Source organism: Pantoea sp. EKM20T (assembly GCF_011800485.1).
Taxonomy (GTDB): Bacteria; Pseudomonadota; Gammaproteobacteria; order Enterobacterales; family Enterobacteriaceae; genus Pantoea; species Pantoea agglomerans.
Map to the genome: position 1 here is coordinate 131,247 of NZ_JAALFW010000012.1, position 11,408 is coordinate 142,654.

At 54.6% G+C, this 11,408-nt stretch carries 11 protein-coding genes; 5 read left to right on the top strand and 6 right to left on the bottom strand.

From position 1 onward, the window contains the following. Positions 1 to 9: 9 nt before the first annotated feature. The 6 genes from ftsL to ilvI all read right to left on the bottom strand — a co-directional run bounded on the left by ftsL (position 10) and on the right by ilvI (position 5,646). On the bottom strand, positions 10 to 330 hold the full coding sequence (ftsL, locus tag HFD94_RS18815; protein WP_003854764.1) for a cell division protein FtsL: 321 nt from the start codon (positions 328 to 330) through the stop codon (positions 10 to 12). After that, positions 327 to 1,268: a 16S rRNA (cytosine(1402)-N(4))-methyltransferase RsmH gene (gene rsmH, locus HFD94_RS18820; RefSeq protein ID WP_010253859.1), complete on the bottom strand. Its 942-nt coding sequence runs from the start codon at positions 1,266 to 1,268 to the stop codon at positions 327 to 329. The genes ftsL and rsmH overlap by 4 nt, the downstream gene beginning before the upstream one ends. 2 nt (positions 1,269 to 1,270) lie before the next feature. Continuing rightward, the gene (mraZ, locus tag HFD94_RS18825; protein WP_009092149.1) at positions 1,271 to 1,729 is read right to left on the bottom strand and encodes a division/cell wall cluster transcriptional repressor MraZ; all 459 of its coding nucleotides are present in this window, start codon (positions 1,727 to 1,729) and stop codon (positions 1,271 to 1,273) included. A 494-nt stretch (positions 1,730 to 2,223) separates the two neighbouring features. Continuing rightward, positions 2,224 to 3,234 carry a catabolite repressor/activator gene (gene cra, locus HFD94_RS18830; protein WP_010253851.1) on the bottom strand — a complete coding sequence of 337 codons (1,011 nt, stop codon included), beginning with the start codon at positions 3,232 to 3,234 and terminating at the stop codon, positions 2,224 to 2,226. A 196-nt stretch (positions 3,235 to 3,430) separates the two neighbouring features. Continuing rightward, a complete protein-coding gene (gene ilvN / locus HFD94_RS18835; protein ID WP_003854770.1) occupies positions 3,431 to 3,922 on the bottom strand; it encodes an acetolactate synthase small subunit in 492 nt (163 codons plus the stop codon). Between the two features lie 2 nt (positions 3,923 to 3,924). After that, positions 3,925 to 5,646, bottom strand: coding sequence for an acetolactate synthase 3 large subunit (gene ilvI, locus HFD94_RS18840; RefSeq protein ID WP_122889271.1), 1,722 nt, complete (start codon positions 5,644 to 5,646; stop codon positions 3,925 to 3,927). A 731-nt stretch (positions 5,647 to 6,377) separates the two neighbouring features. Between ilvI and leuL the strand changes: the two genes are divergently transcribed. From leuL to leuD, 5 genes are all read left to right on the top strand, one after another. Further along, a complete protein-coding gene (gene leuL, locus HFD94_RS23190; RefSeq protein WP_099257765.1) occupies positions 6,378 to 6,461 on the top strand; it encodes a leu operon leader peptide in 84 nt (27 codons plus the stop codon). 89 nt (positions 6,462 to 6,550) lie between these two features. Continuing rightward, positions 6,551 to 8,113, top strand: coding sequence for a 2-isopropylmalate synthase (leuA, locus tag HFD94_RS18850; protein WP_031594411.1), 1,563 nt, complete (start codon positions 6,551 to 6,553; stop codon positions 8,111 to 8,113). 2 nt (positions 8,114 to 8,115) lie between these two features. Continuing rightward, positions 8,116 to 9,207, top strand: a complete 1,092-nt coding sequence (gene leuB, locus HFD94_RS18855; protein WP_010253841.1) for a 3-isopropylmalate dehydrogenase — start codon at positions 8,116 to 8,118, stop codon at positions 9,205 to 9,207. A 4-nt stretch (positions 9,208 to 9,211) separates the two neighbouring features. Beyond that, positions 9,212 to 10,618 (top strand): 3-isopropylmalate dehydratase large subunit, encoded by a 1,407-nt coding sequence (leuC, locus tag HFD94_RS18860; RefSeq protein ID WP_010671818.1) that lies wholly within the window; start codon positions 9,212 to 9,214, stop codon positions 10,616 to 10,618. 3 nt (positions 10,619 to 10,621) lie between these two features. Beyond that, entirely contained in the window at positions 10,622 to 11,227 is a 606-nt protein-coding gene (leuD, locus tag HFD94_RS18865) for a 3-isopropylmalate dehydratase small subunit (RefSeq protein WP_010253835.1), read from the top strand. Positions 11,228 to 11,408 lie beyond the last annotated feature (181 nt).

Consider the following 11,408-nt stretch of genomic DNA (forward strand, 5'->3'; position numbering starts at 1 on the left):
CTGAGGTCCTTATTTCTGCACCACGATATTTTCTTGTGAAGGATCAACGTGCTGCAGTTGCAGCTTCTCGGTGGCGATGCGTTCAACACGGCTGTGATCGCCCAGTGCATTCTCTTCCAGGATCAGGTTGCGCCACTCGATATCGAGTGCGTCACGCTCCAGCACCAGCTGTTCGCGCTGCGCGGTTAACAGTCGTGTTTTATGGGTGGTAGTCACCACCAGCACGGCAGAAACCACCACAGCGATCAGCAACAGCACCGGAATCTTGCCCTTTCGCAGCAGATCCCCGCCGATAACGGCAGGCAGGCTGTGACGCTCATTACCGATCATGCGTCGGTTTTCTCCGCGATACGTAATACCGAGCTGCGCGCACGTGGGTTTTCAGAGACTTCAGCGTCACCCGGCGACATTTTGCCGAGCAACTTCAGTTCACGCCCACCCAGGGCACGCAGCTGATGTTCAGTCATGGGAATCCCAGGCGGCACCTGCGGCCCGCGACTCTGATCGCGCATAAAGCGCTTCACCAGCCGATCTTCCAGTGAATGGAAGCTGATAACAGAGAGGCGGCCCTGCGGAGCCAGCACTTCAACAGCGCCTTTCAGGGCAATATCGATCTCTTCCAGTTCGCTGTTAATCCAGATACGAATAGCCTGGAAGCTGCGCGTGGCCGGATGCTTGAACTTATCTTTTACCGGCATGGCGATTGAGATCACCTCAGCCAGTTCCCGGGTCCGGGTCATCGGCTGTTCGCGATTACGCTCGACAATGGCCCGGGCGATGCGTTTGGCGAATCGCTCTTCACCGTAGGTCTTCAGGACAAACGCGATATCCGCCTCTTCTGCGTGCAGCAACCATTCTGCGGCGGAGTGCCCGCGCGACGGGTCCATTCGCATATCCAGCGGTCCGTCACGCATAAAGGAGAAGCCACGTTCGGCGTCATCCAGTTGCGGTGATGAAACCCCCAGGTCCAGCAAAATGCCGTCAATCTTTCCGACCAGATCCCGTTCAGAGACATACTCTGCCAGCGCGGAAAAAGGGCCATGAATAATTGAAAAACGCGGGTCGGTGATCTCTGCGGCAGCGGCGATAGCTTGCGGATCACGATCGATGGCGATCAGCTTTCCCTTCTCTCCCAGCTGCGAAAGAATCAGGCGTGAATGGCCACCACGACCAAAAGTGCCGTCGATGTAAATACCGTCTTCCCTGATATTGAGGCCGTTAACCGCCTCATCCAACAGCACGGTGGTATGTTTGAAATTTTCCTGCATAGCTATAGCGACAAGTCCTGCAACCGCTCAGATAAAGGCTCCTGAGCCGACTGTTCTGCGTCAATATCGTCCCTGACTTGTTGATACCAGGTCTGTTCATCCCACAGCTCAAACTTATTGAACTGTCCAACCAGCATCACTTCTTTGGTTAATTTTGCGTGCTGCCGAAGCGTATTCGCCAGCAGCAGGCGGCCTGCATTGTCCATCTGACATTCACTGGCATGCCCCAGCAGCAAACGCTGCACGCGGCGCTCAAGTGGATTCATACTGGAAAGGCGTGCCAGCTTTTTTTCAATGATTTCCCATTCGGGCAGGGTATAAAGCAACAGGCATGGCTGGTGGAGGTCGATGGTACAGACCATCTGCCCCTGAGACTCCCCAATCAGCAAATCGCGATATCGCGTAGGTACGGCGAGCCGCCCTTTGCTGTCGAGATTGACTAACGTTGCTCCGCGGAACATGCCAGTCTCTTCTCCTCATCACCCGTTTACGCCACTTTATCCCACTTTTTACCACGAAACGAGTTTAAGGATCCCATGAAATCCTTGTCAAGCCGGAGCGGCAGGTGAATATCACTCTTTACAGAGTGAAGAATTAATCTCTGGCGACGATATAAACGAATAAAAGGGGAAAGTAAAAATTAAGCCGATGAATACCTGAATAAAAAAAACGACCCGGGAAAAAACGACTAAAAATGAAACAATGTAAAGGGCTAAATATTAATCGTGGTTTCTGAGACAGCGGCGGCATTTTAGGGGATTTCCGAAAGGAAGCCCAGCGGCTTAAGGCCAGACGGGAAAGTAAGTTTGTTGAAGTTGTAAGCAGATAATAAAAATAACACTTTCTGCTTTGTTAGATTTGATGAGCAGAATTTACGCTTTTTTACGTCGACCTGTTTATTTAATCAGTTAAATCGTTAAATAAAATGGGCGGGCAGCGTAATACTGCCCGTGACTCATTTAACTTTTCGGCTTAATTGTCCGCGACGGTATAAATTACGGCGAATGCGGGTTAACCCGGGTTTTGGTTTTCTGGGTTCATCCAGCGAGGCTAAAACTAATTCCAGCACGCGCTCTGCCACGTCGCGATGACGCTGACCCACCGCCAGCACCGGACACTCAAGAAAGTCCAGTAATTCGTGGTCGCCAAAGGTGGCGATGGCCAGCTCGGTCGGAAGCCGTCCGTCTCGTTTCAGCGTCACATCCATCACACCCTGCAGCAGACCAAATGAGGTGGTAAAAAGCGCCTCCGGCATCGGGTGATCTTCAAGGTATTGTTCAAACAGTGCCGCGGCGGCTGTGCGTTCGAAGCTATTGCAGTAGATGTAGTCAATCGGCCGGGGATCGTCTTTCCATGCATCGCGGAAACCCAGCTCGCGCAGGAAACTTACCGACAGCTCGGGTAACGCACCGAGGAACAGCACATTTTTGACCTCAAGCTGACGCAGTTCAGCCGCCAGCATATGGGCATCGTCCTGATCGGCACCCACTACGCTGGTGAAATGTTCACGATCCAGCGCGCGATCTAACGCAATAATCGGCAGGGGATCGTTGATCCAGCGCTGATAAAAGGGATGCTCTGGCGGTAACGAGGTAGAGACGATGATCGCATCGACCTGGCGCTGTAACAGATGCTCAATGCAGCGCATCTCGTTATCGGGCTGATCTTCAGAACAGGCGATCAGCAGCTGATAGCCGCGCTGACGGGCCTGCCGCTCAAGATAGTTCGCAATACGGGTATAACTGGTATTTTCCAGATCGGGGATCACTAACCCAATAGAGCGCGTACGCCCGGCGCGCAGCCCGGCAGCCACCGCATTAGGGTGATAATTATGCTCACGTACCACCGCCATGACTTTCTCAACGGTTTTGTCGCTGACACGATACTGCCGCGCTTTGCCATTGATCACATAACTGGCCGTGGTGCGCGACACGCCTGCCAAACGCGCAATTTCATCCAGTTTCACGATAACCCCACCATCAAATCCGCTTTTACGGCAGAAATAGCCGCAGTTAAGCTATGGATAACTCATGGCTATCATCTAACAGCAGAAAAGTGCGCGGAGCAACCGCTTTTCTGAATGTAACTCGCCTGGCGCATAAAAAATAAAAAAACCCGGCATTTCGCCGGGTTAGGTGAGGATTGATGATGACGCTGCGTGATTAACGCATGATACGATCGCCGCGTGAAACGCCGACGATACCGGAGCGTGCCACTTCAACAATTTCGGCAACGTCGCGGACGGTACTCAGGAAGGCGTCCAGTTTGTCACTGGTGCCTGCCAGCTGAACCGTGTACAGCGTCGGCGTCACGTCGATGATCTGACCGCGGAAGATCTCGGCGTTACGCTTCACCTCTTCGCGGCCATAACCGCTCGCCTGAATCTTCACCAGCATGATTTCGCGCTCAACATAGGCGCCCTGCCCCAGCTCGGTAACGCGCAGCACATCTACCAGCTTGTGCAGCTGCTTTTCAATCTGCTCCAGCACCTTCTGATCGCCCACCGTCTGAATGGTCATCCGCGACAGCGTAGGATCATCCGTTGGTGCCACGGTCAGGCTCTCAATGTTATAGCCGCGCTGTGAGAACAGGCCGACGACACGGGATAATGCGCCGGATTCGTTCTCCAGCAGAACTGATAAAATACGACGCATAATTATGTCCTCTCCGTTTTGCTCAACCACATCTCATCCATGCTGCCACCGCGAATCTGCATCGGGTAAACATGCTCGCTACCGTCAACGGTGACATCCACAAATACCAGACGTCCCTTCGCCAGGGTTTCCAGCGCCAGCGCCAGCTTCTCTTCCAGCTCAGCCGGGTGCTCAATCGCGATCCCGACGTGGCCGTAGGCTTCCGCCAGACGCACGAAGTCAGGCAGTGACTCCATATAAGACTGGGAGTGACGACCGGAGTAGATCATATCCTGCCACTGCTTCACCATGCCCAGCACCCGGTTATTCAGGTTCAGCACCAGCACCGGCAGATCGTACTGCAGCGCGGTGGAAAGCTCCTGAATGTTCATCTGGATACTGCCATCGCCCGTTACGCAGATGACTGTTTCGTCCGGCAGCGCCATCTTCACGCCCAGCGCAGCAGGCAGGCCAAAGCCCATGGTGCCCAGACCGCCGGAGTTGATCCAGCGACGCGGTTTGTCGAAAGGATAATAGAGCGCAGCAAACATCTGATGCTGGCCCACATCCGAGGTCACATACGCATCGCCTTTGGTCAGACGGCTGATGGTTTCAATCACTGCCTGCGGCTTGATTTTGTCGCTGGTGCGATCAAATTCCAGGCAGTGACGACTGCGCCAGCCCTCAATCTCCTGCCACCAGTCGTGCAGGCTCTCAGCGCGCAGGCTTTCGCTTTGTGCCAGTAACTCCAGCATCTGCTGCAGCACCTGCTTCGCATCACCGACAATCGGGATATCCGCCGCCACCGTCTTAGAGATAGAGGTCGGGTCGATATCGATATGCATCACCGTGGCGTTGGGACAATACTTCGCCAGGTTGTTGGTGGTGCGGTCATCGAAGCGCACACCAATACCAAAAATCAGGTCGGTATTGTGCATCGTCATGTTGGCTTCGTACGTGCCGTGCATACCGAGCATGCCAACGCACTGACGATGAGTGCCAGGGAACGCGCCCAGGCCCATCAGCGAGGTCGTCACCGGAATATTCAGGCTTTCGGCCAGCTTTAACAGTTCGGCTTCGCAGCCTGCGGTAATGGCACCACCACCAGCGTAGATCACCGGCTTCTTCGCGGCCAGCAACGTGGTCAGCGCACGCTTAATCTGACCTTTATGGCCCTGAATGGTCGGATTGTAGGAGCGCATGCTCACCGTATCCGGCCAGTGATAAGGCAACTTATTGGCCGGATTCAGAATATCTTTCGGCAGATCGATCACCACCGGCCCCGGACGTCCGGTGGAAGCCAGCCAGAACGCCTTTTTCAACACGGTTGGGATCTCTTCGGTACTTTTCACCAGGAAGCTGTGCTTCACTACCGGACGAGAGATGCCGACCATGTCGCACTCCTGAAAGGCGTCATAGCCAATCAGCGACGAGGGAACCTGACCCGAGAGGATCACCAGCGGAATCGAGTCCATATAGGCGGTGGCGATACCGGTAATCGCATTGGTTGCGCCGGGTCCGGAGGTGACGAGCACCACGCCGACTTCACCGGTGGCGCGCGCCAGGCCGTCAGCCATGTGCACCGCACCCTGCTCATGACGCACCAGAATGTGATCGATACCCCCGACGGTTTGCAGCGCATCATAGATATCCAACACTGCGCCACCCGGATAACCGAATACCTGCTTAACGCCCTGATCGATTAACGAACGGACGACCATTTCGGCTCCTGACAACATCTCCATCTTCTGCCTCCAGGCTTGAGGACCCGGCTCTGTTAATACGCCCGTTAGCGCGTACCACAAAGCCCCGGTGCCTGCTTTGCCAATCAAAATCTTATGTTTATGCATGACAGCGGAAACAACTGCCGCTGTCCGGTTACAGAGAAATCTGTTGAGTTTATTTTTCTGAGAGTAGGTCGATTACCATAACCGCAGTTAACCGGGCAGGCAAACCGCAAACCCACGTAAATTAAAAGGCAGGGGCGTAAAGGCTCTGCCCGATAAGAATTGGCTGCGCGGATTAATCTAATTACGCGGCAGAACCGCAGAGGAAAATGCTGATTAAGAAATTATTTTCAGCGTGATCTAAGAAATAACGAAAACTTATTACCCGGCTGCTCTGGCCCACAATCGCCTGACACTTTTCTTTTCTGGCGTAATTAACCAGTAAATCGCTGAGACGCATTCGATTATGCTAAAGAGCAGGTGATATATCCTGTATCCTCGTGAGACACCCTCCCGATAAAGTCTTTAATTTTCAACACAATAAAATCAAAGACCCGCAGAATCAGTGCTCATTCCCGGGTCGATTGCCTCCGCAGTCACTACGGCGTTGTTCATTACGCTGCCTGACCGTTAAATAACAGAATATCTTCCTCTGGCACCACTAAGAATACCCCTGCATTGAAGGTTGACATCCCTGAGTGATTCCAGTACCAATATGTACAGCACAACATTTTATAAGGTTTGAATCCATGTTTCGTTCTGTTCGCCTTCTCGGTCTACTACTAAACGCACTCAGCTTGCGCGGTAGACTTGTGGGCGGAATCAAACACTGATTCAAACCTGCTGAAAGTTAAAAACCCGCGCCTGTCGCGGGTTTTTTTATGCTCGTTGCCAGGCCAGAAAAAGCATAAGGATGATTACGATGAGCCAGCAAGTCATTATTTTCGATACCACTCTGCGCGACGGTGAGCAGGCATTACAGGCCAGCCTGAGTGTGAAAGAAAAATTGCAGATTGCTTTAGCGCTGGAGCGCATGGGCGTGGATGTGATGGAAGTCGGTTTCCCGGTCTCCTCACCGGGCGACTTTGAGTCTGTGCAGACCATTGCGCGCACCATTAAAAACAGTCGGGTTTGCGGTCTGGCACGCTGTGTGGAAAAAGATATTGATGCGGCGTACGAATCACTGCGCGTTGCCGAAGCCTTCCGTATTCATACCTTTATCGCTACCTCACCGATGCACATCGCCACCAAACTGCGCAGCACGCTGCCAGAAGTGATTGAGCGTGCGGTGCATATGGTGAAACGTGCGCGTAATTATACCAGCGACGTTGAGTTCTCCTGCGAAGATGGCGGCCGTACCCCGATTGATGACCTGTGCCGGATGGTAGAAGCCACGATTAACGCCGGTGCCACCACCATCAACATCCCGGATACCGTTGGCTACACCCTGCCAGGCGAGTATGCCCACATCATCAGTGAGCTGATGAATCGTGTTCCTAACATCGATAAAGCGATTATCTCTGTTCACACTCACGATGACCTGGGTATGGCAACCGGCAACGCCCTGGCTGCCGTACAGGCGGGCGCGCGTCAGGTTGAAGGAACGATGAATGGCCTGGGTGAACGTGCCGGTAACTGTGCGCTGGAAGAGGTGATCATGGCGATTAAAACCCGCCAGCAGATCATGAACGTGCATACCAATATCAATCATCAGGAAATCTACCGTACCAGCCAGATGGTCAGCCAGATCTGCAACATGCCGATCCCGGCGAACAAGGCAGTGGTCGGCTCTAACGCCTTCGCTCACTCCTCGGGTATTCATCAGGATGGCGTGCTGAAGAACCGCGAGAACTATGAAATCCTGACGCCGGAATCGATCGGCTTACACAAAATCCAGCTGAACCTGACCTCACGTTCTGGCCGCGCGGCGGTAAAACATCGTATGGAAGAGATGGGCTATGCCGAGCAGGATTACAATCTGGATACGCTGTATGACGCCTTCCTGAAACTGGCCGATAAAAAAGGTCAGGTTTTCGATTACGACCTGGAAGCGCTGGCCTTCATCAACAAGCAGAATGAAGAGCCGGAACATTTCCAGCTGCACGAATTTAACGTCCAGACCGGTTCCAGCATCACCGCCACCGCCTCTGTCAATCTGGGCTGCGGCGATGTCGCTAAATCGGATGCAGCCACCGGTAATGGCCCGGTTGACGCGGTCTACCAGGCGATTAACCGTATCACCCAGTTCGACGCTGAGCTGGTTAACTACAAGCTGACCGCGAAAGGCCACGGCGAGAATGCGCTGGGTCAGGTCGATATCGTCGTGAGCTACAACGGCCGCAAGTTCCACGGCATTGGTCTGGCGACCGATATTGTGGAGTCCTCCGCCAAAGCGATGGTCAACGCTCTGAACAATATCTGGCGTGCCCGTCAGGTTGAACAAGAATTGCAGCGCAAATTTAAAGATCAGAAGGAAACCGTATAACCATGTCCAGCTCATCTCATATCGCAGTTTTACCCGGTGATGGTATCGGCCCGGAAGTGATGGCGCAGGCTATGAAAGTGCTGGATGCCATTCGTCAGCGCTTTGATATCCAGATCACCACCCAGGAGTATGCGGTCGGCGGCATTGCTATCGATCAGCATGGTGAACCCCTGCCACCCGCAACGGTTGCAGGCTGCGAGCAGGCCGACGCGATCCTGTTTGGTTCCGTTGGCGGCCCGAAGTGGGAGCACTTACCGCCGGCATCGCAGCCGGAGCGCGGTGCGCTGCTGCCGCTGCGCAAACATTTTAAGCTGTTCAGTAACCTGCGTCCGGCTGCACTCTACAGCGGACTGGAGGCGTTTTGCCCGCTGCGCGCCGACATTGCTGCCAAAGGCTTCGACATTCTGTGCGTGCGTGAACTGACCGGCGGCATCTACTTTGGTCAGCCGAAAGGACGTGAAGGCAGCGGCCCGGAAGAGCGTGCATTTGATACCGAGGTTTATCACCGTTTCGAAATTGAGCGCATCGCCCGCATCGCGTTTGAATCGGCGCGCAAACGCCGTAATAAAGTCACCTCGGTTGATAAAGCCAACGTGCTGCAGACCTCCGTGATGTGGCGTGAAATCGTCAACGAAGTGGCCAAAGAGTATCCGGACGTACAGCTGAGCCACATCTATATCGACAACGCCACCATGCAGTTGATCAAAGACCCGTCGCAGTTTGACGTGCTGCTCTGCTCCAACCTGTTCGGTGACATTCTCTCTGATGAGTGCGCCATGATTACCGGCTCGATGGGGATGCTGCCTTCCGCCAGCCTGAATGAAGCGGGCTTTGGCCTGTTCGAACCCGCGGGTGGCTCGGCGCCAGATATCGCCGGTCAGAATATTGCCAACCCGGTCGCCCAGATCCTGTCGCTGTCGCTGCTGCTGCGTTACAGCCTGAATGCCGATGAGGCTGCCGACAGTATCGAACGCGCCATCAGCCGTGCGCTGGAACAGGGCTACCGCACCAAAGATTTAGCCGGTGATGGCCCAGCGGTCAGCACAGATGAGATGGGCAGCATCATTGCCCGCTTTATCGCCGAGGAAAAATAAAAAAATGAAAACCTTATACCAGAAGTTATTTGATGCACATGTCGTCCACGAAACGCCAGAAGAAACGCCGTTACTCTACATTGATCGCCATCTGATCCATGAGGTGACCTCGCCCCAGGCCTTTGATGGTCTGCGCGCCCACGGACGTAAAGTCCGTCAGCCGGGCAAAACCTTTGCCACCATGGATCACAACGTTTCTACGCAGACCAAAGATATCAATGCGTCGGGAGAGATGGCGCGTATTCAGATGCAGGAGCTGATGAAGAACTGCGCTGAGTTTGGCGTACAGCTGTATGACCTGAATCATCCGTTCCAGGGCATCGTCCACGTTATCGGTCCTGAGCAGGGCATGACGCTGCCGGGCATGACGATTGTGTGCGGTGACTCGCACACCGCGACGCACGGTGCGTTTGGCTCGCTGGCCTTTGGTATCGGCACCTCTGAAGTTGAACATGTGTTTGCTACCCAGACCCTGAAACAGGGTCGGGCAAAAACCATGAAGATTGAAGTGCTGGGCCAGGCGTCAACCGGCATTACGGCTAAAGATATCGTGCTGGCGATCATCGGCAAAACCGGCAGCGCAGGCGGAACCGGCTATGTGGTCGAATTCTGCGGTCCGGCGATTCAGGCGCTGAGCATGGAAGGTCGTATGACCCTGTGCAACATGGCGATTGAGATGGGTGCGAAAGCGGGCCTGGTGGCACCGGATGAGACCACCTTCAACTATCTGAAAGGTCGTCAGTTCTCGCCGCAGGGTGAGAAATGGGAGCAGGCCGTTGATTACTGGCGCACCCTGAAGTCTGACGAAGGCGCGAAATATGATGCGGTAGTAACGCTGCATGCTGAAGAGATTGCACCGCAGGTCACCTGGGGCACCAATCCGGGTCAGGTTATTGCCGTTGATCAGGTGATCCCAAATCCGGCCTCGTTCGCCGATCCGGTTGAGCGCGCCTCAGCCGAAAAAGCCTTGGCCTACATGAACCTGCAGCCAGGCATCAAACTGACCGATGTGGCGATTGATAAAGTGTTTATCGGCTCCTGCACCAACTCACGTATTGAAGATCTGCGTGCCGCCGCCGCCATCGCCAAAGGCCGCAAAGTCGCGCCTGGCGTGGTCGCCATGGTGGTGCCGGGTTCCGGCCCGGTGAAAGCGCAGGCCGAAGCTGAAGGTCTGGACAAAATCTTCCTGGAAGCGGGCTTTGAATGGCGTCTGCCAGGCTGCTCTATGTGTCTGGCGATGAACAATGACCGCCTGAATCCGGGTGAGCGTTGCGCGTCAACCAGCAACCGTAACTTTGAAGGCCGTCAGGGCCGTGGTGGACGTACTCATCTGGTCAGCCCGGCAATGGCCGCGGCGGCTGCCGTAACCGGCCACTTTGCCGACATCCGTGAACTGACGACAGGAGCTTAAGTCATGGCGAATAAATTTACTCAGCACACCGGCATTGTTGCGCCGCTGGATGCCGCGAACGTCGATACGGACGCGATCATTCCCAAGCAGTTTTTGCAGAAGGTCACCCGCACCGGTTTTGGACAGCATCTGTTCCACGACTGGCGCTTTGAAGATGACGCGGGCACCGTGCCAACGCCCGGCTTTGTGCTGAACAAGCCTGAGTTCAAAGGCACCAGCATCCTGCTGGCGCGTGAAAACTTTGGCTGCGGCTCTTCACGTGAGCATGCGCCCTGGGCACTGACCGATTTTGGTTTTCACGTGGTGATTGCGCCGAGCTTCGCGGATATCTTTTATGGCAACAGCTTCAACAACCAGCTGCTGCCGGTGAAGTTAAGCGAAGAGGAAGTGGATGAGCTGTTCAGACTGGTTGCGGACCAGCCCGGCATCAGCTTTACGGTAGACCTGGAAGCGCAGACGGTCACCGCTGGCGATAAAGTCTATTCGTTCGAGCTCGACAGCTTCCGCCGCCACTGCATGATTAACGGCCTGGACAGCATCGGCCTGACGCTGCAGCACGAAGCCTCCATTTCGCAGTATGAGCAGAATCAGCCCGCCTTCCTGCGCTGATTGAGTTAAAGCAGGGCGACATCGGGTCGTAATGCTGATCAGTTAAGATTAGATTTGTAAAGGCTGTCACGGTCAAACGTGGCAGCCTTTTTTCTGGCCGAGCAAGCCGCAGTGCGGGCCAGCGCACCTCTGCTGCTGCCGGGCCGTCCTCGCGCCGCTCACGCGGTACCTTCGGCTTTGA